Source organism: Flavobacterium buctense (assembly GCF_014486695.1).
Lineage (GTDB): Bacteria > Bacteroidota > Bacteroidia > Flavobacteriales > Flavobacteriaceae > Flavobacterium > Flavobacterium buctense.
On sequence record NZ_JACTAB010000010.1, the window covers coordinates 1 to 23,340 of the forward strand.

22 protein-coding genes, 1 tRNA gene and 1 pseudogene are annotated in these 23,340 nt (G+C 38.5%); 12 read left to right on the forward strand and 12 right to left on the reverse strand.

Annotation, left to right across the window (positions count from 1 at the left end; all coding sequences use genetic code 11):
• Positions 1–36 precede the first annotated feature (36 nt).
• The 7 genes and pseudogenes from ICG50_RS12110 to tpx form a co-directional block, all read right to left on the reverse strand.
• Positions 37–121 (reverse strand) — tRNA-Ser (locus ICG50_RS12110).
• A 184-nt stretch (positions 122–305) separates the two neighbouring features.
• Positions 306–1,445: a 3,4-dihydroxy-2-butanone-4-phosphate synthase gene (gene ribB, locus ICG50_RS12115; RefSeq protein ID WP_187661165.1), complete on the reverse strand. Its 1,140-nt coding sequence runs from the start codon at positions 1,443–1,445 to the stop codon at positions 306–308.
• A gap of 467 nt (positions 1,446–1,912) precedes the next feature.
• Positions 1,913–3,331, reverse strand: a pseudogene (locus ICG50_RS12120) (LptF/LptG family permease); the annotation flags it as partial.
• Positions 3,332–3,337: 6 nt separating this feature from the next.
• On the reverse strand, positions 3,338–3,979 hold the full coding sequence (lolA1, locus tag ICG50_RS12125; RefSeq protein WP_187661167.1) for an outer membrane lipoprotein periplasmic chaperone LolA1: 642 nt from the start codon (positions 3,977–3,979) through the stop codon (positions 3,338–3,340).
• 1 nt (position 3,980) lies between these two features.
• A complete protein-coding gene (locus ICG50_RS12130) occupies positions 3,981–6,359 on the reverse strand; it encodes a DNA translocase FtsK (RefSeq protein WP_379761736.1) in 2,379 nt (792 codons plus the stop codon).
• Positions 6,360–6,492: 133 nt separating this feature from the next.
• Positions 6,493–6,867: a diacylglycerol kinase gene (locus tag ICG50_RS12135; RefSeq protein ID WP_187661169.1), complete on the reverse strand. Its 375-nt coding sequence runs from the start codon at positions 6,865–6,867 to the stop codon at positions 6,493–6,495.
• Between the two features lie 10 nt (positions 6,868–6,877).
• Positions 6,878–7,375 (reverse strand): thiol peroxidase, encoded by a 498-nt coding sequence (gene tpx, locus ICG50_RS12140; protein WP_187661170.1) that lies wholly within the window; start codon positions 7,373–7,375, stop codon positions 6,878–6,880.
• A gap of 157 nt (positions 7,376–7,532) precedes the next feature.
• On the opposite strand from tpx, the gene ICG50_RS12145 reads away from it, so the two are divergent.
• The 6 genes from ICG50_RS12145 to ICG50_RS12170 all read left to right on the forward strand — a co-directional run bounded on the left by ICG50_RS12145 (position 7,533) and on the right by ICG50_RS12170 (position 11,298).
• Positions 7,533–7,856 carry an ArsR/SmtB family transcription factor gene (locus ICG50_RS12145; protein ID WP_187661171.1) on the forward strand — a complete coding sequence of 108 codons (324 nt, stop codon included), beginning with the start codon at positions 7,533–7,535 and terminating at the stop codon, positions 7,854–7,856.
• 77 nt (positions 7,857–7,933) lie between these two features.
• Complete coding sequence (locus ICG50_RS12150; RefSeq protein ID WP_187661172.1) at positions 7,934–8,410, forward strand: DUF6428 family protein; 477 nt, start codon at positions 7,934–7,936, stop codon at positions 8,408–8,410.
• A gap of 51 nt (positions 8,411–8,461) precedes the next feature.
• Positions 8,462–9,073 carry a low molecular weight phosphatase family protein gene (locus ICG50_RS12155; protein WP_187661173.1) on the forward strand — a complete coding sequence of 204 codons (612 nt, stop codon included), beginning with the start codon at positions 8,462–8,464 and terminating at the stop codon, positions 9,071–9,073.
• A gap of 143 nt (positions 9,074–9,216) precedes the next feature.
• Complete coding sequence (gene arsB, locus ICG50_RS12160) at positions 9,217–10,257, forward strand: ACR3 family arsenite efflux transporter (protein WP_187661174.1); 1,041 nt, start codon at positions 9,217–9,219, stop codon at positions 10,255–10,257.
• A gap of 5 nt (positions 10,258–10,262) precedes the next feature.
• Complete coding sequence (locus tag ICG50_RS12165) at positions 10,263–10,874, forward strand: class I SAM-dependent methyltransferase (protein ID WP_187661175.1); 612 nt, start codon at positions 10,263–10,265, stop codon at positions 10,872–10,874.
• Between the two features lie 4 nt (positions 10,875–10,878).
• A complete protein-coding gene (locus ICG50_RS12170) occupies positions 10,879–11,298 on the forward strand; it encodes an arsenate reductase ArsC (protein ID WP_187661176.1) in 420 nt (139 codons plus the stop codon).
• Between the two features lie 53 nt (positions 11,299–11,351).
• On the opposite strand, the gene lpdA is transcribed toward ICG50_RS12170, so the two are convergent.
• On the reverse strand, positions 11,352–12,755 hold the full coding sequence (gene lpdA / locus ICG50_RS12175) for a dihydrolipoyl dehydrogenase (protein WP_187661177.1): 1,404 nt from the start codon (positions 12,753–12,755) through the stop codon (positions 11,352–11,354).
• A 137-nt stretch (positions 12,756–12,892) separates the two neighbouring features.
• Positions 12,893–13,345 (reverse strand): Lrp/AsnC family transcriptional regulator, encoded by a 453-nt coding sequence (locus ICG50_RS12180; RefSeq protein WP_187661178.1) that lies wholly within the window; start codon positions 13,343–13,345, stop codon positions 12,893–12,895.
• Positions 13,346–13,528: 183 nt separating this feature from the next.
• Here ICG50_RS12180 and ICG50_RS12185 point away from each other — a divergent pair, with 183 nt between their 5' ends.
• The 3 genes from ICG50_RS12185 to ICG50_RS12195 all read left to right on the forward strand — a co-directional run bounded on the left by ICG50_RS12185 (position 13,529) and on the right by ICG50_RS12195 (position 17,493).
• A complete protein-coding gene (locus ICG50_RS12185; RefSeq protein WP_187661179.1) occupies positions 13,529–14,779 on the forward strand; it encodes an aminotransferase class I/II-fold pyridoxal phosphate-dependent enzyme in 1,251 nt (416 codons plus the stop codon).
• Positions 14,780–14,900: 121 nt separating this feature from the next.
• A complete protein-coding gene (locus tag ICG50_RS12190; protein ID WP_187661180.1) occupies positions 14,901–16,127 on the forward strand; it encodes a T9SS type A sorting domain-containing protein in 1,227 nt (408 codons plus the stop codon).
• Between the two features lie 10 nt (positions 16,128–16,137).
• Positions 16,138–17,493 carry a M28 family peptidase gene (locus ICG50_RS12195; RefSeq protein WP_187661181.1) on the forward strand — a complete coding sequence of 452 codons (1,356 nt, stop codon included), beginning with the start codon at positions 16,138–16,140 and terminating at the stop codon, positions 17,491–17,493.
• Between the two features lie 3 nt (positions 17,494–17,496).
• Here the strand turns inward: ICG50_RS12195 and ICG50_RS12200 are convergent, their stop codons facing one another.
• Positions 17,497–18,525, reverse strand: coding sequence for a hypothetical protein (locus ICG50_RS12200; RefSeq protein WP_187661182.1), 1,029 nt, complete (start codon positions 18,523–18,525; stop codon positions 17,497–17,499).
• A 227-nt stretch (positions 18,526–18,752) separates the two neighbouring features.
• Here ICG50_RS12200 and ICG50_RS12205 point away from each other — a divergent pair, with 227 nt between their 5' ends.
• From ICG50_RS12205 to ICG50_RS12215, 3 genes are all read left to right on the forward strand, one after another.
• The gene (locus ICG50_RS12205; RefSeq protein WP_187661183.1) at positions 18,753–19,025 is read left to right on the forward strand and encodes a DUF4242 domain-containing protein; all 273 of its coding nucleotides are present in this window, start codon (positions 18,753–18,755) and stop codon (positions 19,023–19,025) included.
• Between the two features lie 218 nt (positions 19,026–19,243).
• Positions 19,244–20,293: a hypothetical protein gene (locus tag ICG50_RS12210; protein WP_187661184.1), complete on the forward strand. Its 1,050-nt coding sequence runs from the start codon at positions 19,244–19,246 to the stop codon at positions 20,291–20,293.
• A gap of 12 nt (positions 20,294–20,305) precedes the next feature.
• On the forward strand, positions 20,306–21,733 hold the full coding sequence (locus tag ICG50_RS12215; protein WP_187661185.1) for an MBOAT family O-acyltransferase: 1,428 nt from the start codon (positions 20,306–20,308) through the stop codon (positions 21,731–21,733).
• 242 nt (positions 21,734–21,975) lie between these two features.
• Here the strand turns inward: ICG50_RS12215 and ICG50_RS12220 are convergent, their stop codons facing one another.
• Complete coding sequence (locus ICG50_RS12220; RefSeq protein WP_187661186.1) at positions 21,976–22,389, reverse strand: OsmC family protein; 414 nt, start codon at positions 22,387–22,389, stop codon at positions 21,976–21,978.
• A 111-nt stretch (positions 22,390–22,500) separates the two neighbouring features.
• Positions 22,501–23,250: a maleate cis-trans isomerase family protein gene (locus tag ICG50_RS12225; RefSeq protein ID WP_281384531.1), complete on the reverse strand. Its 750-nt coding sequence runs from the start codon at positions 23,248–23,250 to the stop codon at positions 22,501–22,503.
• Positions 23,251–23,340: the final 90 nt, after the last annotated feature.

The window sequence follows — 23,340 nt, forward strand, 5'->3', positions numbered from 1 at the left end:
AAAAAACCCGAAACTATCGTTTCGGGTTTTCTTTTGCGGAGAAAGAGGGATTCGAACCCCCGGACCTGTTACAGTCAACAGTTTTCAAGACTGCCGCAATCGACCACTCTGCCATTTCTCCAATAAGTCGATGCCTACTTGCGTAATGCGGTTGCAAATATAACAACCTTTTTCATTTTGCAAAAAGATTTAAGGTAAAAAATACACTTATTTTTTTGCAATAAAGCTATCCCATTCAATAACTGCTATTTACTTCCTAAAATAACTACTTCTTCATTCTTGCCTTTTGCCTAATGCCTATTGCCTTAATACCCCACATACTCCGTTATCTCCAATCCATACCCAATCATACCCACACGTTTAGTTTGGGTAGTGTTAGAGATGAGTCGGATTTTAGAAACATCAATGTCATGTAAAATCTGCGCGCCTATACCAAAGTCTTTGCTGTCCATTTTTACCAATGGCGCTTTCATGACCCCTTCGGCCTGCAAAAGTTTTAATTCAGATAAACGATTGAGTAAGTCACTCGAATCGCGTTCGCTGTTAATGAATACTACGGCTCCTTTTTGTTCTCTGTTGATGAGGTTGAACACGTCGTCTAACTTCTTATCCATACTATCCGTCAAAGAGTTCAGGATGTCATTGTTAGATTGGGTCGATATTACACGAGTCAATATAGATTCGCCCGAGCTCCAGCTTCCTTTGGTAAGGGCTATATGCACTTGCTTGTTGGTGTTTTGCCAATACGCTCTCAATCGGAATTGACCAAATCGAGTAGTCATTTCAAAGTCTTCTTTCTTTACAATCAGACTGTCGTGTTGCATTCTGTAGGCTACTAAGTCTTCTATAGAAACCAGTTTTAAATCGAATTTCTTAGCTACTTCAACCAATTCCGGTAAGCGTGCCATGGTACCGTCTTCGTTCATGATTTCTACAATCACACCGGCGGGTTTGAATCCGGCGAGTCTCGCAAAGTCGATGGCGGCTTCGGTATGACCGGTTCTTCTCAAAACCCCACCTTGCTTAGCCGTTAATGGGAATATATGTCCGGGACGCGCTAAATCATTCGGTTTGGTATCTTCTTTTACTAAAGCCAGGATTGTCTTGGCCCTGTCTGCTGCCGAAATTCCGGTGGTAACCCCATGTCCTTTTAAATCGACAGAAACGGTAAAGGCAGTTTCCATATGGTCGGTATTGTTCTTCACCATCGAATGCAATTCGAGTTCGTTACAACGACGTTCCGTCAGCGGCGCACAAATCAAGCCTCGGCCATGTGTCGCCATGAAGTTAATCATCTCCGGAGTTACCTTTTCGGCTGCCACCAAAAAATCGCCTTCATTCTCACGGTCTTCATCATCTACTACGATAATGACTTTGCCTTGGCGAATGTCTTCAATGGCTTCTTCTATAGTGTTGAGTTGTATTTTGTGGGTGTTGTTGTCCATTAGACAGGAGTGTTAGATTCTGAAATAAATTGGTTGACCAATAACTTATTGTACACATAAAACAGGAAGTAAAAAGGAAACCCTGCCAATAAGAGTACAAAAAGCGGAAGGTCACTATTTTTTGCAACGCGAAGGCTCAAAGCTGTTAAAGCTTGTTGGGCTTTGTATATGTTAAAGAACAGCAATACAGCTATGACTGAAGCTATGAGTATCATGGTTAAAGTGTCGGGTTGGCCCCAAAAGAAAACCCCAATCAAAAGCAGGTTGCTGATCAACGCGGCCAAACTAAATCGGTTGTATTGTTGGATTATACTCTCTAAAGATACTGTAGCTTTAGGAGCTGCTATTGGCTCCACAATAGTCTTAGGCACAACTTCTTCAGACAAAGTGTTTAGGTATTGGTGTACTTCTTTAGCATCAATAGCCAATTCAGGGGTTACTGAGGAAGGAACTAGTTCCGGTTGGGTCTTATCCGGGAAAATGCGGTTGAAGAAATTGGTCAACCAATCAAAGTTCATGCTAAAGCCTTTGTCATCGGTAGCCCTTTTGGTCAATAATATGGCAAAAGGCGTCAACACAAAAGAAGACATCCAACAGCCCAAGAAAGGAGAGATTTCATCCTGTTGCGCCACCTTTTTACCAAACGTATTAATGAAATGGAAGATGATAAAGATAAGGATGGCAAATACTATAGGCAATCCCAAGCCACCTTTGCGAATAATGGCTCCCAATGGCGCTCCTATAAAGAACATCAGCAAACAGGCATAAGCAATGACAAACTTGTCATACAAGGCTATCCAGTGTTGGTTGATGTTTTTTTGTTTGTCTTGCAAATCGTATTTAGAGCTTTCCAACGAAAAGTTGATGCCGTCAACATTGCTGCTGGCTACCCTAAGGATTTGTGTTTTGTCACTCTTGGAAAAAGTGCGCAATAAATCGGTGTTGTTGAGAGCAGGTGCCACAGTATCTTTATTAAGATCTATCGAAGTCATATTGGCACGCTGGTTGATGTTTTCGGTATAAGAGACGACTTCTTTTTTGTAGTTTTTCTGAAGCGAGTCGAGCGTGTAATTGAGTTCGCCCACATTCAGCATCGTATTGGTATTAGTGATTTTCTCTTCCTCTAAACTGGAGCTGTTTAGTTTAGACAAATCGATGTTGATGACATAACGCTGGAATTCGCTTTTAGCGAAAGGCATTTTACTGCGTTCTTCATATTTCTTCGGAACGATGTCTTCGTAATAATTACCGTCTTTCAAGATTAATTTCAACGTATTGGAATCTTCGCTGCTGACCAATTCGCCTTTCTTGGCTTTAATCACGGTATTGCTCGCCGATCCCATAGAAGATTTCTTGTGAATGGTTACTTGGCTGAGGTATTTGCCGTTTTCCCCCGATTTCTTTTCTACTTTGATGTTGTAATTGCCTACTTCACTAAATTGGCCTTCGGCGATGGCCATAGCGGGCTTCACTTGAGCAATGTTTCTACGGAAGTTGATGAACTTGTATTCGGCAAAAGGAATGACGTTATTGGCAAAGAAAAATGCCACGATACTCAACAATAAGATAAAAACGGTAAGACTGCGCATAGCTCGTTGCAAAGAAATCCCCGAAGACTTCATGGCAGCAAACTCATAGTTCTCGGCCAAGCTACCAAAAGTCATGATAGAAGCCAACAACACGGAAAGCGGTAATACTAAAGGAATGATGCTGGGCATTTTGAAAAGTAAGAACTTAAGAATCATAAAGATGTCTAAGTCTTTACCCGCCAATTCAGAAATGAAGAGCCAAACGACTTGCAATACGAATATAAAAAACAAGATTACAAATACCGTAGTAAATGTAATCAGGAAGGATTTTAATAAGTACCTATCAAGTATTTTCACCCGAGCTTAATCTATTTTGTTGATGTAGTAATTTGGATATTTACTCGGCACAAAGGTAAACTGATTTTTTGATAAAGGTTGGTTGGTTTTAAAAGAATTAACAGTCAAAGTAGTTTTAGTCCCGTTTTTGCCCATTTCAATCACATTGTAGATGTTTTTGGTTTGCGAATCGATGCCTAACAACACTTCTTTGCGTTGGTCTTTAGGATTGGTAGGAACCAATTTGATGTACTGAATTTTACGTCCTTTAACATCTTGAAGGATGTCCCAATAATACTTGTAACCACTGTTGAAAAAGGTAAGCATTTTGGCCGGAGTAACGGTGTTCTCCTCTTTTTCATTCACGCTAGAGATGGTAACTTCTTCGTCTTCGGGCACGATGGTGTAGCTTTTTTTGCCGTCGTATATTTTGGTTACGCCTAAAAAGTTCAACACATATTTGTTGCCTTCCAAAACCAGATTGCCTTTGCTTTCTTTGTTGATATTCTCTTTGCTGTTGGTAAGCGTGTATTTAAAATCGATGGAGATGTTCTTATAGGTTTTAACCTTAGCGGTAACTTGGTCGAGCAAGTCTTTGGCTTTTTTATCTTGTGCATTAGTAGTCAAACTAATGAATAGTAGTAATGCAATAGATAGTACTTTGTTCATTTTAATGGTTGTTTTGTTCATTGCTAAAAAATTGGTCTAACGAAGTCAAGTCGGGGATGTTTACACTACGCGCTTTACTTCCTTCAAACGGACCTACAATTCCGGCGGCTTCAAGCTGATCTATCAGTCTTCCGGCACGGTTGTAACCCAGTTTCAATTTCCTTTGCAATAATGATGCCGAACCCTGTTGGGCCGTTACAATAATTTCTGCGGCTTCTCTAAACATGCTGTCTCTTTCAGAGATGTCAAACTCTAAGTTGACACTGCTACCGTCTTCGCCAACGTACTCCGGCAATAGGTAAGCGCTGGCATACGCTTTTTGAGAGCCAATATAATCTACAATCTTTTCTACTTCAGGGGTATCAACGAAAGCACATTGTACACGCACCAAATCATTTCCGTTAGAGAACAACAAATCCCCACGACCAATCAACTGGTCAGCACCACCCGAATCTAAGATGGTTCGCGAGTCAATTTTAGAAGTTACTCTAAAAGCAATACGCGCCGGGAAATTGGCTTTGATCATCCCGGTAATTACGTTTACCGAAGGTCTTTGAGTGGCGATGATTAAATGGATTCCAATCGCACGAGCCAATTGGGCCAAACGGGCAATAGGCGTTTCCACTTCTTTACCGGCGGTCATAATCAAATCGGCAAACTCATCCACTACCAATACAATATAAGGTAAGAAACGGTGACCGTTCTCGGGATTCAGTTTGCGGGCTTTAAATTTCTCGTTGTATTCTTTGATGTTACGCACCATGGCGTCTTTCAACAACGAATACCGGTTGTCCATTTCCAAACAAAGCGAATTCAACGTGTTGATTACTTTATTATTGTCAGTGATAATGGCGTCTTCCGTATCCGGTAATTTGGCCAAATAATGACGTTCTATTTTATTGAATAACGTCAGCTCAACTTTCTTCGGGTCGACCAAAACAAACTTCACTTCAGCCGGATGTTTTTTGTACAACAAGGAAGTCAGTACCGCGTTCAATCCAACCGATTTTCCTTGTCCGGTAGCTCCAGCCATCAATAGGTGTGGCATTTTGGCTAAATCGACTACAAAGGTTTCATTCGAAATGGTTTTTCCTAAAGCGATAGGCAATTCCATTTCCGCTTCTTGGAACTTAGCCGAAGAGATAACACTCTTCATAGGCACCATGGTTGGGTTTTTATTCGGCACCTCAATCCCGATAGTACCTTTACCCGGAATAGGTGCGATGATACGAATACCCAATGCCGAAAGCGATAATGCAATATCGTCTTCCAAACTTTTGATTTTAGAAATACGAATACCGGCTTCGGGTACGATTTCATATAAAGTCACCGATGGACCAACGGTTGCTTTGATTTGGGCAATATCTATTTTGTAGTTGCGCAGGGTTTCTACAATACGGTTTTTATTTTCTTCCAGCTCTTCCTGGTTGATGGTGATACCCACAGAAGTATATTCTTTCAACAAGTCAATGGTTGGGAATTTGTAATTGGACAATTCTAAGGTTGGATCAAACAAACCAAAATCGGCTACTAATTTAGCGGCCAGGTTTTCATCCATGACATCTTCTTCTTCGGCTTTCTCGATTACAAAAGCTTCATCGTTGGTTTCTATAATTTGCTTAACCGGTTCTTTGTAAATTGGTTCATCCGGCGTTGGGGTAACCGCCATTTTGATGGTAGGTTCCAAATTGATTTCAGAAGCATTTTCAATCGTGGGTTTCAACGCTTCCTTATTGATTTCAAATTGGGAAGTTTTAAGCGATGGTTCTTCGATTGGCTCTTCCTCGGTATCATTTACGGCAAACTCTTCCAAATTGTAATCAGTTCCTTTGGCATTGGGAATGATGGTACTCAAATCTTCCTTGATGTCTTTGTGTTTCTTTTCGAAGAACGACTTGATGGCATCGGGTGATATTTTTATTTTGAAGATTAAATAAATAATGATGGAGAATATTAATACCAAAGCCGTTCCGGTTTTCCCGATATAATCCTGAAGGAATAAATTCATTTCGAAACCGATGGTGCCGCCTAATTCCGGTAAAGTATAAGCAAAGAAACCAAACAGGATAGACAAAACAATTAGGGCAAACAAATCCCAAAACCAAGTATTTTTCAATTTCTTCACCGGTAAATCCAAGACTAGGAAAGCCCCACTCAAAAAGAACAACTTGACGAATAGGAAGGAAGCGATTCCAAAACCGCGGTAGATAAACAAATCGGCTAAGTAAGCACCAAATTTGCCCAACCAGTTTTGCACCGGTTCGTCTCGGTCGGTTAGCGAATTAACAGCACTTTGGTCGGCCTGACCATGTAAAAAGAATGAAATAAAGGAAACCAAAAAGGCGATGGAAAGCAAGACCAACACAAAACCAAACAGCATTCGGTATTGTTTTTTAGTCTTTAGTATTTTAAGCTCCAGATTGGGATCTTTCTCTTTTTCTTTAGTTTCTTTCTTTACTGTTTTTGCCATTGGTTATCTATAACGCTATAAAAATAGAAATTAAATCGAATGATTATATAAATTTTGGCACATAAATGAGCAAACCAATAGCAATTGCGGCTATGGCGGCAAACAAAACACCACCGGCGGCAATGTCTTTGATAAAACCAATACGGTCATGAAACTCGGGATGCACAAAATCAGCCATTTTTTCAATACCGGTATTCATACTCTCAATGCCCAACACCAAGCCAAAAGCCAGTATTTGCATCATCCATTCATAACGGTCAATTTCAAAATAAAACCCCGCAACAATCATAAGGATGGCCAAAGAAAATTGCACCATAACACTGTGTTCGGTAGTAATTAGTTTGAAAGCACCTTTTACGGCAAAGCCCACGCTTTTTATTCTTCCGGTAATAAAGGAATTGTCTTTTTCGAATTCCATACTATTTTTATTATAACGCCGCTAAAGCAGATTCATAGTTAGGTTCGTTAGCAATTTCAGAAACCAGTTCAGTGTGTTTTACGGTGCCGTTTTCGTCAATTACAACGACAGCTCTTGCGTGTAAACCGCTGAAAGCACTGTCTACAATTTCCAAACCATAAGCTTTCCCAAAGTTTCCGGTATTGAAATCCGAAAGATTGATTACGTTCTCTAAACCTTCGGCACCGCAAAAGCGTTTTTGAGCAAAAGGCAAATCACGTGAAATACACAATACTTTGGTGTTTGCTAAAGTACTTGCTTTGGCATTAAATGTTCTTACTGAAGTCGCACAAGTATTGGTGTCAATGCTTGGGAATATGTTTAAAACAATTTTACTTCCGGCAAAATCGGCTAAAGTAGCGATGCTTAAATCGCTTTGTACTAGTTGAAATTCAGGGGCTTTTGAACCCACTTTTGGTAATTCACCATTGGTGTTGATTGGGTTTCCGCCCAAAGTAATTGCTGCCATTTTTTTTTCGTTTTTTGAATGCCAAAAGTAATGAAAATATTGGGAATTACGTATGGCAAATTATGAATTACGACTAAGAAGTTAAGATAATTTAAAAAACATTTGGTTTGTATTATTGTTTTATCGTAATATTGCAATATAATAATTATAAGAAACCATGGGCGCATCAAAAACTGAATCTTTTTCCTTTGAACAAAATGAAATGGCCACCTTATTCAAAGCTTTGTCACATCCGGCAAGAATTGCGATTGTTGATTATCTGTTGACCGTTGACAGTTGTATTTGTGGCGATATTGTAAACGAATTGCCTTTAGCACAACCAACCATTTCCCAACATTTAAAGGAATTGAAAAACGCCAATATCATCAAAGGCACTATAGAAGGTACCGCGATTTGTTATTGCATCAATCCGGATACGATTGACAAAATCGAAAACCATTTTGGTATGATTCGGCATAAACTCAAAAACAAATGTTGTTAATTACAAGGGAAAAGGGAAAAAGAAAAAGATTTCCTTTCTAATAATCTAAACAGTCTAACAATCTAAAAATCTAAATAATGAAACTCTCAGCAATTAAAAACGAATTAAAAAAGCTAAATACGATAGCTTTCCAATTGCCCAACGGCGACTTGGTTCCCAATCATTTTCACGTAACCGAAGTGGGTAAAGTAACCAAACATTTCATCGATTGTGGCGGAACTGTTCGTACAGAAGAAGTAGCCAACTTCCAATTGTGGGAAGCCAATGATTATGACCATCGCTTGCATCCGGAGAAGTTGGTTCACATTATAGAACTGTCTGAAGCCAAACTTCAAATCCCCGATTTAGAGATTGAAGTCGAATACCAAATGAAAGACACCATCGGTAAATTCAACTTGGATTTTGATGGCACTAATTTTTTATTGACTTCAAAACAAACCGATTGCTTGGCCAAAGACAACTGCGGCATACCACCGGAAAAAATGAAAGTCAAAATAGGCGAGTGGAAGCCAAAAGAAACTTCTTGTTGTGCGCCTAATTCGGGTTGTTGTTAATTAAATAGCCCAAAGTTTCGCAAAGAAATCGGTGTCCAAAAAAAGAAAAAGATGTTTGAAAATTTATCAAAAACTATCAAAAACATAACTGAAGTTTCAGTTTTAGAAGAGCGAAAAGAAGTGTTAAATCCCTTGGTGGATTACATTCAAAGTAAAGTCAATAATAAGGAAGAAATCCGTTTGAATTTTATTTGCACCCACAATTCCCGCAGAAGTCATCTGTCCCAAATTTGGGCTCAAACCATGGCGTTTCATTTCGGTATTACTAAAGTGTTTTGCTATTCAGGCGGAACTGAAGCCACGGCGATGTTTCCCAAAGTGGGAGAAACGTTATCCAACCAAGGGTTTCAAATACAAAAACTGAGTCAGGAACCAAATCCGGTTTATGCGGTGAAATATGCTGATAACCAACATCCGATTGTTTGTTTTTCCAAAGCTTATTTCGACGAGTTTAATCCGAAAACCCAATTTGGTGCCATCATGACGTGCAATAATGCCGACGAAGGTTGTCCGATGGTTTTGGGTGCAGAAGCTAGATTTCCTATAAAATATGATGACCCGAAAGCTTTTGACGGAACCGACTTGATGGATGAAAAATATGCAGAACGCAGTTTGCAAATAGCCAGTGAGATGTATTTTGTATTTTCACAGGTGAAGAAATAACAATAACAATAACAATAACAATGTCAATGTCAATATCAATGACAATATAAATATCAATGACAATATCAATATCAATGACAATATAAATATCAATGACAATTTCAAATAAGGGGTAATGATTCTTAATTGCTTAATGGTTCAATATGAAAAAAAGACTTAATTTTTTAGACCGATTTTTAACGTTGTGGATTTTTTTAGCCATGTTACTTGGCGTCGGAATTGGTTATTTTATTCCGAATTCGGATGATTTTATCAACTCGTTTTCTTCGGGAACAACTAATGTGCCTTTGGCGATTGGGTTAATCTTGATGATGTATCCGCCGTTAACCAAAATCGATTTTTCGAAAGTACCGCAAATGTTTAAGCAGCCTAAATTACTTACGGCTTCCTTTTTTATCACTTGGATAGTCGGACCGTTTTTGATGTTTTTTTTGGCAACATTTTTCCTTAAAGACTATCCCGAATACATGACCGGATTAATCATCATAGGCATTGCGCCTTGTATTGCGATGGTGATTGTTTGGAACGAACTGGCCGAAGGTAACCGCGAATTAACGGCCGGTTTGATTGGCATTAATAGTTTGCTTCAAGTATTCTTCTTCAGTTTATATGCATACTTTTATTTAGAAATCATGTTGCCGTTATTTGGTATTAAAGGATTAGCCTTAGATATTACTGTTGCCGAAATTGCCAAAACAGTTGGGATTTACCTAGGTATTCCTTTTGCTTTGGCGGTTGTTAGTCGATATGCGATTAAGCAATTGATTGGTGATAAATGGTTTAATCAAAAGTTCCTTCCGTTTGTTTCACCCATTACGTTGATTGCGTTATTGTTCACGATTGTAGTCATGTTCAGTTTGAAAGGCGAAATGATAGTCGATTTACCAATGGATGTAGTTCGAATTGCCATTCCGTTAGTGATTTTCTTTGCCATTATGTTCTTCTTGATGTTTTTTGTTTCGAAGAAGATTGGGGCGAACTACCGAGAGGCAGTTGCTTTATCGTTTACCGCTTCGGGTAATAATTTCGAGTTGGCAATAGCGGTTTCTATTGGCGTATTCGGGATTAATAGCGGACAAGCGTTTGCCGGCGTAATTGGCCCATTAGTAGAAGTACCGGCATTGATTATATTAGTCAATGTGGCTTTTTGGCTTAGAAAAAAGTATTTTACAAAAAACATTTAAATCTTATGGAAAGAAAAGAACACTGGGAAAATGTATTTTCTACCAAGACTGAAAAAGAAGTAAGTTGGTACCAACAATACCCCAAAACTTCCATCGATTATATAACCGCTTTAGGTTTGCCTTTGGAGGCGAAAATTATTGATATTGGTGGTGGCGATAGCTATTTGATGGACGCTTTGTTGGATTTGGGTTACACCAATTTGACTTTAGTAGACATTTCTGCGAATGCTATTGAAAGAATCAAAACCCGATTGGGCGACAAGGCAGCTAAAGTTACTTTTATCGTTTCAGATATTTTAGATTTTGAACCAACGGAACACTATGATTTTTGGCATGACCGAGCTTGTTTTCACTTTTTGACTAAACCGGATGATATTGATCAATATTCGAAAATTGTCAGTCAGGCTCTAGCCAATGACGGAAAGCTTTTTATCGGTACTTTTTCGGATAACGGACCTAAAAAATGCAGTGGTTTGGAAATCTCCCAATACAATAGGGAAAGTTTATGTTTTGTATTCGAAAGTGATTTTGAATTAAGCGGCTGTTTTACCGAAGCGCATCAAACGCCTTTTGACACGACCCAAGATTTCCTTTTTTGCGGATTCAAAAGAAAGTAAAAGCATGAAAAATATATTGGTTTTATGCACAGGCAACAGTTGTCGCAGCCAAATGGCACATGGTTATTTAACCCATTTTACAAATTCAAATGATGTTGCGGTTTATTCAGCCGGTGTAGAATCACATGGCGTAAATGCTTTGGCTGTAGCCATCATGAGAGAAGACGGCGTGGATATTTCAAAACACACTTCTAATCTTGCGGAGGAGTATTCAAATATTCCTTTTGATTTTGTGATTACGGTTTGTGACAATGCCAAAGAACGTTGTCCGTTTTTCCCAACGCAAGCCATAAAGTGGCACCATAATTTTCCTGATCCTTCAAAAGCAAAAGGGTCAACGATGGAAGTCATTGAATCGTTTAGAACAGTAAGACAACAGATTAAAGCGTATTGCAAAGACTTTGTCGAAACCCATAATCTCTAAATAAAAACGTCCCAAACAATCGGGACGTTTTTTATTATTATCTAACAATATAATTATACATGTAATGCACGGTTGTCAGTTGCCGCTAAAGCCGCTTCTTTTATGGCTTCCGCGAAAGTTGGATGCGCATGTGACATACGAGAAATATCTTCGGCACTGGCTCTGAATTCCATAGCGGTAACCGCTTCGGCAATCAAATCGGCACAACGAGCACCAATCATGTGGATTCCTAAAACTTCGTCGGTTTTGGCATCCGCTAAGATTTTTACAAATCCATCCAAATCACCACCGGCACGAGCTCTTCCTAACGCTTTGAAAGGGAAACTTCCTGCTTTGTAAGCCACTCCGGTCTCTTTTAATTGCTCTTCGGTTTTACCTACGGCAGCAACTTCCGGCCAAGTGTAAACTACACCCGGAATTAAGTTGTAATCGATGTGTGGTTTTTGTCCCGCCATGATTTCGGCTACTAAAACACCTTCTTCTTCGGCTTTATGGGCTAACATCGCGCCACGAACTACATCTCCAATTGCGTAGATGTTTGGCACATTAGTTTGCAAATGGTCATTGACATCAATCATACCTCTTTCGGTAACTTTTACGCCGGCTTTGTCTGCCGCTAATCCGTCAGTATAAGGACGACGACCTACGGCTACCAAACAATAATCGCCTTCAAAAGTTACGGTGTTACCTTTAGCATCATCGGCTTGAACGGTTACGCTTTTACCTTTTCGGGTTACTTCTTTTACTTTGTGAGAAGTGTAGAATTTCATGCCTTGTTTTTTCAAGACTTTGGTCAATTCTTTAGACAAACCGGCATCCATACCCGGAATGATTCGGTCTAAATATTCCACTACAGAAACTTGAGCACCCAATCTTAAATATACTTGTCCTAATTCGATACCAATAACACCACCACCAATGATGATTAAGTGTTTCGGTACTTCTGGTAATTTCAACGCTTCGGTAGAAGTGATGATTCTTTCTTTGTCCAATTTGATGAAAGGCAACGAAGACGGTTTTGAACCGGTTGCAATTACGATATTTTTTCCTTCGATTACTTCTGAAGAACCGTCGGCTTTGGTTACTTTAACATGAGTAGCATCTTCAAAAGACCCTAATCCTTCAAAAACGGTGACTTTATTTTTGTCCATTAAAAACTTCACACCACCGCTGGTTTGGTCAACTACGGCTTGTTTGCGGGCAATCATTTTTTCCAAATTTACCTTTACTTCTCCTGAAACCTCAATACCATGGTCGGCAAAGTGTTGTAATTCTTCATAATGATGAGAGGAAGCTAAAAGTGCTTTGGAAGGAATACAACCCACATTCAAGCAAGTGCCTCCTAAAGTAGAATATTTTTCAATGATGGCAGTTTTGAAACCCAATTGGGCACAACGAATAGCGGAAACATAGCCGCCCGGACCTGAACCTATGATGACAACGTCAAATGAACTCATAATACTATATAAAAATTAGTGTGTTTTGTTTACTGTGGCACAAAATTACGAATTAAATTTCAATGGCAATATCAATATTAATGGCAATGTTAATGATCATATCAATATCAATAATAATGGCCAAAATGAAATCATTTTTATAATGTAAAAGCCGTCGTGTTTTTAACTTCGCCAATCATGAATGTACTGTGTGTACTGCCTATGTGTTGGAGTGTAGTCAATTTGGTCACCATAAATTCGCGGTAAGCTTCCATGTCTTTGACACAAATTTTTAAGATATAATCGTAATCACCACTAACGTGAAAACACTCCAGAATTTCTTCTAATTTGACCACTTGATGTTCAAAAGTGGTTAAGAATTCTTTAGAGTGTTGGATGAGTTTGATATGGCAAAACACTACAAACCCTTTGTTTATTTTGTTTCGATTGAGTAAAGCCACGTATTGATCAATAATTCCTTCACGCTCAAGTTTCTTGATGCGTTCGTAAACAGCAGTAACGGAAAGATTTAGTTTTACCGATAACTCTTTAGTGGTTTTTTTGGTGTCTTGTTGGAGTAGGGCAAGGAGTTTTTTGTCGATGTTGTCCATGAGTTGTTGGTTGTTGGTTCTGAATAGTTTTAAAAACTAAAATTTTTCTTTTGAAAGTGTAAATTTAATAATTTTTACTATTAAAATTTATTTATATAGTTTTTAAATCTAAATTATATTATTTGTATTGATAATTTAACTGTATTTTATCAATTTTGTAAGTGAATATAACACATCCAATTTATGAATAACCACTTAAACCCGACAACCAACAACCGACAACCAACAACTAATTCAAATTTTCATCCTGCCGATAAAATCCAGGATTTGCAATACTTTGGAGAATTTGGAGGTGTGAATCCTTCTATTTCTGATAGCTCAACTTATACTTTTCTTTCGGCCAAAACCATGTTTGATACTTTTGAAGGCAATGCTGAAGGTTGTTACTTATACTCGCGTCATTCTTCGCCTATGAATTTGTATTTGGGGCAAGCGTTGGCGGCAATGGAAGGCACCGAGAGTGCCAATGTTTCAGCATCCGGTATGGGTGCAATTACGCCTGTTTTGCTCCAGTTGTGTGCTGCCGGAGATGAAATCGTCTCGAGTCGCACCATTTATGGCGGAACTTACGCTTTTATGAAAAACATGTTGCCGAAATGGAATATCAAAACCCGATTTGTCGATATTACCAAATTGGACCAAGTCACTGCAGCGATTACGCCAAACACCAAAGTTTTGTATTGTGAAACGGTTAGCAATCCTTTGTTGGAAGTTGCTGATATTGAAGCTTTAGCCATTATTGCCAAAGAGCACAATATTAAGTTGGTGGTTGACAATACTTTTTCGCCTTTGTCAGTCGCGCCGGCAAAACTGGGAGCTGATGTTGTGATTCACAGTTTGACTAAGTTCATAAACGGTAGTAGTGATACCGTAGGTGGTGTAGTTTGTGCTTCGCAGGATTTTATCAATGATTTGAAGAATGTGAATGACGGCGCAAGCATGCTTTTAGGACCAACTATGGATAGTTTAAGAGCATCAAGTATTTTAAAAAACTTACGCACACTCCATATTCGCATGAAACAGCATAGTCATAACGCTATGTTTTTGGCCCAACAATTTGAAAAAGACGGATTGAAAGTGGTTTATCCCGGATTGCCGAGTCATCCGAGTCATGAGTTGTATGACAGTATGATTAATCCGGAATATGGTTTTGGCGGCATGATGACAATCGATGTTGGAACTTTAGACAAAGCCAATGAGCTGATGGAATTAATGCAACACCGAAACTTGGGCTACTTAGCGGTAAGTTTAGGTTTTTATAAAACATTGTTTAGTGCGCCGGGAACTTCTACCTCAAGTGAGATTCCTTTGGAAGAGCAACACGAAATGGGCTTGACCGATGGCTTAATTCGTTTTTCCATTGGTTTAGATAATGACATTAAGCGTACTTATGAAATGATGAAACAATGTATGACTGAATTGAATATTATTTAAGTTATTATACTTTGATTTTTAATTTGATGTAACAGCTTTTGTGTTAAAGTTTTAAATAATATCAGGCATTAGTTGTAGGTATTTTTCTTGTTTTGTAGCTTTGAACATTAATTTTTTTGATATGAAACGAATACTACTTTTGCTCTCTTTTGTTAGTTTAAATGCGGTATCTCAAACGGTTAGTGTTTTGAATATTGCAACAAATGAATTGGTTTACAGCACACACAACGGAAAAATTTATGCTTCAATTCCAAGTGCTAACGGATCCAATGGAAACAGTATTGGAATAATAAACCCAACTACCATTTCTTTGGAAAATACTGTGCCTATTGGAAGTGAACCCAATGTTTTAGCCATTTCATCCGACGGGCAAACATTGTATTGTGGTTTTAACGGAACTTCCTCAGTAAGAAAGTTTAACGTGACAAACAATACAGCTGGAATTCAGTTTCCTGTAGGAAGTGATAGTTTTTTAGGCCCTTTTTACGCAGAAGACATTGAAGTGATGCCCGATAACCCTAACACAATTGCCGTTGCCCGTCGCAATAATGGTTTTAGTCCAAAACACGAAGGTGTAGCTGTTTTTGATGAAGGGATTATGCGTACTACAACTTCTCAAGACCATACCGGTAGTAACCAAATTGAATTTGTAAATGCTAATCTATTAGTAGGATTTAACAACGAGACTACCGAATTTGGTTTTCGAAAACTTACTGTAAATGCTTCGGGTGTTACAGAAACAAGTGTAGTGAACAGCATTACTTGGGGTTTTGGTTTAAAATTCTCATCACACAATGGGAAAGCATATTTCACCAATGGAACTGTAGTAGATTATAACTTTTCCCCTTTTGTTTCAGGTACTTTTACCAATGCCAATGGTCCGAGTGTTTTTGATACTAATACTAATTTAGTAGCTTTTGGAACTTATGATTTTAACGGAACCATCAATTTTAAACGATATAATCCGGAGACGTATTTGTTAACAGATAATTTACCAATAACTCAAGCTAACGGTGATGTAAAGTCGATTATTACTTGCGGTAATGGCTGTTATGCTTTCAATACTACAGATGATAAAGTGGTTATTATCAGATATACATTAGGAACAAACGACAATCATTTAGCGGCACAAACACAAGTATATCCTAATCCAACTAACGGTCTTTTGCACATAGTAATACCTGATAGTTTTACCTTGAATAATCTAACTATCACCAATACTTTAGGTCAAAAGATTATGACTTCTTACCAAAATACCGTTGATGTGAGTTCGCTATCAAAAGGCACTTATTTGATTACGGTAGAAACAGCTTACGGTAATGCCACGAAACAGTTTGTAAAATTATAAATGTAGTCAAATGAAAAAATGTCTTTTACTAATGGTTGTTATTTTAGGTAATACTTTCAACGCTGTCGCTCAATCCGATAGCCGATTGTATGATATTATTGAAGCGGTTTCAGCTGAACGTTTAGAAAAAGACATTCGCATTTTGGCCAATTTTGGCACCCGAAATACCTTTAGTGATACGATTTCTAATTCAAGAGGAATTGGAGCCGCTCGTCGTTGGATTAAAGGCGAGTTTGATAAGATTGACAAAGACTGTAAAAATTGTTTAGAGGTTTTTTACCAAAAAGATTTGGTTACACCTAAAGATGGGAATCGAATTCCAAAAGAAGCTTATGTTGTCAATGTAGTTGCAATTCAAAAAGGCACCAAATATCCCAATCGTTATATCATCATGACCGGCGATATCGATAGTCGCAATTCGGATACGATGGATTACACCAATGATGCACCGGGTGCCAACGACAATGCCTCGGGTATGGCCGGAACTATTGAGGCTGCGAGAGTATTGTCGAAATATAGTTTTGAGAACAGTATTATTTACTTAGGCTTGTCTGGTGAAGAACAAGGGTTATTTGGCGGAAAGGGTTTTGCCGAGTATGCGAAAAAGAACAATTGGGAAATCATAGGAGTGTTGAATAATGACATGATTGGGAATATAGAAGGGGTTGATGGTGTAATAGATAACAGAACTTTCCGAATATTTTCTGAACCAACGCCTGTAACTGAAACCGAAAAAGAAAGAAACCAACGCCGTTTTTATGGTGGAGAAGTAGATGGGATTTCTCGTCAATTGGCGCGTTACATACATAAATCGGTGACCACTTACATGCCCGAAATGAACCCAATGATGGTCTATCGTTTGGACCGATTTGGACGTGGCGGTCATCATCGTCCTTTTAATGATTTAGGGTATGCCGGTGTTCGTATCATGGAAGCCCATGAAAATTATAACCGTCAGCATCAAAATACCAGAGTTGAAAACGGAATCAACTATGGTGATGTAATCGAAGGCGTTAATTTTGATTATGCTAAAAAGCTAACGGCTGTCAATGCTATTGTTTTGGCCGGATTAGGTTGGTCACCACCGGAACCGAAAAACGTGACAATCGGTGGCGTAGTAGAACCGAATACCAAACTCAAATGGGATAAAGCTGCTGATGATTCCGTAATTGGGTACAAAATATACTGGCGATTGACCACTTCACCTCAATGGGAAAACAGCCGGTTTGTTGGCAACATTGATGCCTATGAACTAAAAGGAATAGTGATTGACAACTATTATTTTGGCGTAGCCAGTGTAAACAAAATTGGGCAAGAAAGTGTAGTGGTTTTTCCCTCAGCAGTGATGCGCAGTACGAGTAAGTAAAACTTATTGGTTTAAATAATACTGCAATTTTTCTTTGATGTTGTTCAAGGGTGTCGCAATCGCATTGACATATTGGAAATTTCCTTCTCGTTTGTTATCAATTGACAATTGAATCGGACAGGCTTCACTTTGAATGGCATTGACTTTGAATTCATTGCTTTGGGCATCATAAACCAAATAAGGAGCGCCAGAAGAACCAAATCTGAAATAGCCTTTAATCAAATAACGCAACCCTTCTAAAATATAATTGCCGCCAACACGTTCTTGAAAAATAGCAAAATGTTCTGTGAATCCCTCTATTTGGGCTTTGTTGAGTAATTTACCTACTTCACTCGTAGGCGAACTTTGCAGGCAATAATAATGCGCTTGCTCATCGCTTAAAATGGAATAGTCAATGGCAATACTTGGTATAGTGGCGATAATTTCCTCTGGCGTATTGACAATTCTATACAACGCAATATCATCACTGTAGAATGCTTCAACCAATTCAACTTCAATTAAATAAGTATGCCTGTTAATGGCCGGTTCTGCAAAGTAGTTTGTAGCAGTAAAATGGGGTGAAAGTCCCGGTTTAGTATAAAAACTATCGTCTTTGAATTGAATAATCAAATGGGCTTGGCAAATCTTTTTCTCTAAAAATGTGACCCAACGCGTATCAAAATTAATTTGCTTTAAGGCCTCAATGGCAAATTGGTAATCGCTTGGGTTGTTGCTGTTCCAATGCCTTTTTTGAAGGGTAGCGTCTAATAGAAAACAGTTTTCAAATAACTGTTTTTGAGCTTCATTTAAATAGGGTATGATGGCATTGGCAAAAATACTTTCATCAATCGACTTGAAAATCTTGGCTTCCGGTTTTAAATTATGTGCAACAGACAAAATGTACCCCTTCCCGATATGAAACGCACAGATGTTGTTTTCAAAATGCCTTCTGTTGGGATCATGACTGTTTTGGGTAAACATGATGCGAAACAAAGGAGAAGTTTGTTCGTGGGTTAGTTCGAGTTGTTTTTGAAGACGATTGTTGTTTGCCATAGCGCGCTTCTCATTTGAGTTACTCAAATATACCAAAGATATTCTAAAGGAGGTCTTTTTTTAATTTAAGTGTAAATAGTTGATTAACAGTATTTAAATTGATTTTTGTGAAAAATTATAGTTAAATTGCATTACCCAAATTTGACTAGTGGAGTCCAGAAACCACTCAAATCAACGGGGCAAAACCGAAAAGCCATATAAGTAGGAGATTAAAAAATAGAATACTTATGCCAAAATTTGTAATTGAAAGAGAAATTCCGGGCGCGGGTGATTTAACACCGGACCAACTTAAAGGAATTTCGCAAACCTCATGTGGTGTTTTAATTAAAATGGGACCTGAAATTCAATGGATTGAAAGTTTTGTTACCGATGATAAAATTTACTGTGTTTACATAGCGCCCAATGAAGAAATGATTCTGGAACATGCCAGTCAAGGTGGTTTTCCGGCGAATAAAATCTGTAAAGTGATTAATACGATTAGCCCGGTTACGGCAGAATAATTTTAAAATAAAACAGCCATTATAACTTTAAAGTGGCTGTTTTTTTGTATCTCAAAAACAACTTATTAACAAGAAAAGCGTTAATAAATAAACGGAATCTTTTGTGGGTTGAATGCATAAATACTTATATTTGAAACAAATAGCTTTGAAATCACCCACAATCATTTTCCCCGCTTGATTGGATTTTAGAAAGCCACACACCAACCAATCTAAACTTTATGAACGAAAAAACACTTTTTAAGTCGGCTTTAGTAACTTTGTTTATAGTAGTCAGCGTTGTCCTTGGGTATGAATTGTACTTTAGAAGTCAAGGCGTTAAAGTTGATTACGATGATGGAACATCACTTTGGTCAGACAAAAGAGCCAAAACCAATCAACCGGCAGAGAATGCGGTGGTTTTTATTGGTTCGTCCCGAATCAAATACGATTTAGATATTTCTACTTGGAATGCTTTAACAAAGGTTGAAGCCGTTCAGTTGGCCATCGAAGGCAGTTGTCCCAGACCGGCTTTAGAAGATTTGGCGAATGATCCCAACTTCAAAGGAAAATTGGTTATCGATGTTACCGAAGGCTTATTTTTTTCGAATGCTCCGCCTAATCTCGAATTGCCGTTAAAAAATATAAAATATTTTCACGACAGAACTCCGGCACAAATTGTCGGTTTTGAGCTCAATAAAGTTTTGGAATCGCAGTTGGTTATTTTGGACAAAAACAATTATTCACTCAATGCCCAACTCGATGCCTTAGAATTGAAAAGTCGTCCAGGCGTTTTTATGATGCCAATATTCCCGATGAACTTTGGAAGAACTACTTTTGACCGTCAAGCTTATATGACTGATTCCTTTGTGGCCGATGCTAAAGAATGTAAAAAAGTAATTGATATTTGGGGTTTCTTTGCTAGTTTGTCCAAAGGCGCACCGCCAACTCCTCAAGCGGCCTACGATGCTATTTTTAAATCGGTAGCTGAGCAGGTCAATAAAATAAAAGCCCGTGGCGGTGAAGTCGTTTTTGTGAGAACCCCATCGAGCGGACCTTATTTTCAAGGCGAAAGTATGGCTTTCCCAAGAGATAAATTTTGGGACCGATTGCTAAAAGAAACCAACAGTCCCGGAATTCACTTTAAGGATTATCCGGCGATAGCCAACTTTGACTGTCCCGAACTTTCGCATTTGAAAAAATCAGACGCGGTGATTTTTACCAAACATTTCTTTGAGTTGTTAAGTCAGCAAAAAGGATTTGCCTTTTTGAAAAACAAATCCACTAACTAATTCCGAGCTATTATGGTATTCAATTCTTATACATTCGTCGCTTTTTTTATCCTGATATTGTTCCTGCACAATTTACCGTTGTCATGGAAAACTAAAAAAGTTAATCTATTACTGGCCAGTTATATCTTTTATGCTGCCTGGAATCCGCCGTTTATCTTGTTGTTATGGTTGTCAACGGTGATTGATTTTTATGTGGGTCGAGCCCTTTATACCCAAGAAAATCCGCATAAGAAGAAGTTGTTGCTGGTGGTGAGTTTGATTGGCAACTTGGGGATGCTTTGTTTCTTCAAATATGGTACTTTTTTACTTGACAATTTTGTTTCGCTAACACATCTTATTGGTTTTGATTTTAATCCGGCCAAGCCAAATATTATTCTGCCGGCCGGAATTTCGTTCTATACTTTTACGACTTTGTGTTACACCATTGACATGTATAAAAAGGAAAGTAAACCGGTAAAATCATTACTCGATTTCTCTTTGTTTGTCACTTTCTTTCCGCATCTTGTGGCCGGACCAATCGTAAGACCGCCGCAATTAGTGCCACAATTTGAAAGTCCGAGAATAGCTTCGAGAAAACAAATGATGGACGGATTATTGTTGCTCACTTTAGGCTTATTTATGAAAGTGGTTTTAGCCGATGGCATGTTGGCTTCCGCGGCTGATGCAGTATTTTCTTCCCGTGATGTGCTTCCGAGTTTAGATGCTTGGATTGGTGTTTTAGCTTTTTCGGGTCAAATATTTCTCGATTTTGCCGGTTATTCTACTTGTGCGATAGGTGTAGCTTTGTGTCTCGGTTTTATCTTGCCGCAGAACTTTAATTATCCGTACGCAGCGATTGGTTTCTCCGATTTTTGGCGAAGATGGCACATTACATTGTCGAGTTGGTTAAGAGATTATTTATACATTCCGTTAGGCGGTAGTAAAAATGGTAAAGCCAAAATGTATTTTGCCTTAATGATGACGATGCTTTTAGGCGGTTTGTGGCATGGTGCCAACTGGACATTTGTCGTTTGGGGCGGTTTACACGGATTGTACCTTTGGGTGGAAAAGTTTTTTAAAGACCGCCGAGGTGTACAAAGTGATGTTTCAACTTCTGCCAACACGGTAACAAATTTTGCTTATGCGATGTTGACGTTTATGCTAGTCAATATTACTTGGGTTTTCTTCCGAGCGGATACTTTTGGGAAGTCATGGGGAATGCTTCAGTCGATGTTTGGTATGGTAGACGGTAAACCACTATTGACTACTTTGGCCATCTTGAAAGTCGCTGTCATTATTCCTTTATTAGTCTTGTGTCATTGGTTTTTACGCAACACAAAAATATTAGATGTGGCCTATAAAATGTCATGGGTATGGTTGAGTGTGTTTTGGTCGGCGATGTTATTATTGCTGATTTGGGCACAAGAAAGCGGCAGTTCGTTTATTTACTTTCAGTTTTAAAATCACTTAAAATAAAAAGGAGGTCTTTTCAGACCTCCTCAATTGTATGATTTTGATTTATCATTATTAACTTGCACCACTTGATGCATTCAACTATCGAATTCTCTCTTAGAGAACTTCAAGTAATTAATCAAAATCATATTCAAATTTACTTTTTTTCAGAAAGCAACCATGTTAAAATTAGCACTTTAACACTGATTTAACTTTGCCTTTGTAGTGTAAATTGTATGCTTTTTTTTCGATTATCCGTTGAGCGTATAGCTGACGCTGATTTTAGTATTCAACAACTTTGAAATCGGACAATTGGCTTCAGCATCTTTTACTAATTCTTCAAACTTTGCATTGTCAATTCCGTCTACTTTTGCTGTTAAGGTTAGGTTAGAAGCTACTATGGTTCCGTCTTCAAAAACAATTTCTGCGTCGGTTTTTAATTCGGTTGCCGTGAAACCGGCTGCTTGCAAGTTGAAAGCCAATTTCATAGAGAAACAGCCCGCATGTGCTGCACCTACTAATTCTTCGGGATTGGTACCAATACCTTCATCAAAGCGGGAACCAAAGGAATATTGTGTCTGATTTAATACTGTACTTTGCGTGGTTAAATGTCCTTTACCATCTTTACCTGAGCCGTTCCAAACGGCAGTTGCTCTTCTTTTCATACCTAGAATTATTTATGTTGTTATTTGGAAACCTCTAACTTACTAAAAATACGATTAAGAGTTGTTACTTTAAAGTTAATTGTTGTTAGGCTGAAAATGTCGTAAACCAACTTAGTATTTCCCATTCAATAATTCACCACCAATCGCTGATTTGGCTTCGATACCGATTTTCTTCATCATTTCGTATGTCGTACAAACCGCCGCAGAAGTCACCGGAATACCACATTCTGCCTGAATCAAATCAATGGCTTCTAACGATGGCATTTGCACACAAGCTGAAGCTACTAAAACATCCACATCAGTTAAATCCAATTGTTTGTAAATTTCCAATAAGTTCATAGGGTTTTGTGCGGCTACTTCTAAGTTGTCCGGAATTTCAAGCGCAATACTTTGTTTCACTTTAATGCCTTGGTGTTCGATATAATCTACCACCATATCGGTCAGCGGACGCATATAAGGCGTGATAATCGAAATTTGTTGGGCACCCAAAACTTTTAATCCGTTAATCAAAGCGCCGGCAGAAGTCACGATAGGTGTTGGAAAATCATTGGCCACCGTTTCCTGGTGTAAATTGACTTCCGAAACACAATGATAACCACGTCCCATACTCATAATCGCCACCAAACACGCATAACCCATTACATCTACATGTGCATCCGACAATTCCTGAGCGCACTTCAAACTCATCGCATCCATGGCTTCGAGTTCTTCTTTGGTCACTTTTTTCATGCGCATGCGGCTGCTGTGAAACGTAAAACGCTCCGGCAGTATGGTTTCTCTGGCTCTGAAAATGGCCGGTATTTCGGTTTCCATCGTCACGTTTGAGGATGGAACTATTTGTCCTATTCTATACTTTTTCATGTTTATTTTATCTTGGGCGTTTCCCTATCGGGTCGGGCTTTCCGTTACAATCTTTTTTTACAAAAAAGGATTTCCACTTCAATCCCTAAC

Excerpts from the sequence above, each read along its gene's own strand:
- ribB (WP_187661165.1), bottom strand. The coding sequence starts at position 1,445 with ATGGACAACAACACCCACAAAATACAACTCAACACTATAGAAGAAGCC.
- lolA1 (WP_187661167.1), bottom strand. The coding sequence starts at position 3,979 with ATGAACAAAGTACTATCTATTGCATTACTACTATTCATTAGTTTGACT.
- ICG50_RS12130 (WP_379761736.1), bottom strand. The coding sequence starts at position 6,359 with ATGCTGTTTGGTTTTGTGTTGGTCTTGCTTTCCATCGCCTTTTTGGTT.
- ICG50_RS12135 (WP_187661169.1), bottom strand. The coding sequence starts at position 6,867 with ATGGAATTCGAAAAAGACAATTCCTTTATTACCGGAAGAATAAAAAGC.
- tpx (WP_187661170.1), bottom strand. The coding sequence starts at position 7,375 with ATGGCAGCAATTACTTTGGGCGGAAACCCAATCAACACCAATGGTGAA.
- ICG50_RS12145 (WP_187661171.1), top strand. The coding sequence starts at position 7,533 with ATGGGCGCATCAAAAACTGAATCTTTTTCCTTTGAACAAAATGAAATG.
- ICG50_RS12150 (WP_187661172.1), top strand. The coding sequence starts at position 7,934 with ATGAAACTCTCAGCAATTAAAAACGAATTAAAAAAGCTAAATACGATA.
- ICG50_RS12155 (WP_187661173.1), top strand. The coding sequence starts at position 8,462 with ATGTTTGAAAATTTATCAAAAACTATCAAAAACATAACTGAAGTTTCA.
- arsB (WP_187661174.1), top strand. The coding sequence starts at position 9,217 with ATGAAAAAAAGACTTAATTTTTTAGACCGATTTTTAACGTTGTGGATT.
- ICG50_RS12165 (WP_187661175.1), top strand. The coding sequence starts at position 10,263 with ATGGAAAGAAAAGAACACTGGGAAAATGTATTTTCTACCAAGACTGAA.
- ICG50_RS12170 (WP_187661176.1), top strand. The coding sequence starts at position 10,879 with ATGAAAAATATATTGGTTTTATGCACAGGCAACAGTTGTCGCAGCCAA.
- lpdA (WP_187661177.1), bottom strand. The coding sequence starts at position 12,755 with ATGAGTTCATTTGACGTTGTCATCATAGGTTCAGGTCCGGGCGGCTAT.
- ICG50_RS12180 (WP_187661178.1), bottom strand. The coding sequence starts at position 13,345 with ATGGACAACATCGACAAAAAACTCCTTGCCCTACTCCAACAAGACACC.
- ICG50_RS12185 (WP_187661179.1), top strand. The coding sequence starts at position 13,529 with ATGAATAACCACTTAAACCCGACAACCAACAACCGACAACCAACAACT.
- ICG50_RS12190 (WP_187661180.1), top strand. The coding sequence starts at position 14,901 with ATGAAACGAATACTACTTTTGCTCTCTTTTGTTAGTTTAAATGCGGTA.
- ICG50_RS12195 (WP_187661181.1), top strand. The coding sequence starts at position 16,138 with ATGAAAAAATGTCTTTTACTAATGGTTGTTATTTTAGGTAATACTTTC.
- ICG50_RS12200 (WP_187661182.1), bottom strand. The coding sequence starts at position 18,525 with ATGGCAAACAACAATCGTCTTCAAAAACAACTCGAACTAACCCACGAA.
- ICG50_RS12205 (WP_187661183.1), top strand. The coding sequence starts at position 18,753 with ATGCCAAAATTTGTAATTGAAAGAGAAATTCCGGGCGCGGGTGATTTA.
- ICG50_RS12210 (WP_187661184.1), top strand. The coding sequence starts at position 19,244 with ATGAACGAAAAAACACTTTTTAAGTCGGCTTTAGTAACTTTGTTTATA.
- ICG50_RS12215 (WP_187661185.1), top strand. The coding sequence starts at position 20,306 with ATGGTATTCAATTCTTATACATTCGTCGCTTTTTTTATCCTGATATTG.
- ICG50_RS12220 (WP_187661186.1), bottom strand. The coding sequence starts at position 22,389 with ATGAAAAGAAGAGCAACTGCCGTTTGGAACGGCTCAGGTAAAGATGGT.
- ICG50_RS12225 (WP_281384531.1), bottom strand. The coding sequence starts at position 23,250 with ATGAAAAAGTATAGAATAGGACAAATAGTTCCATCCTCAAACGTGACG.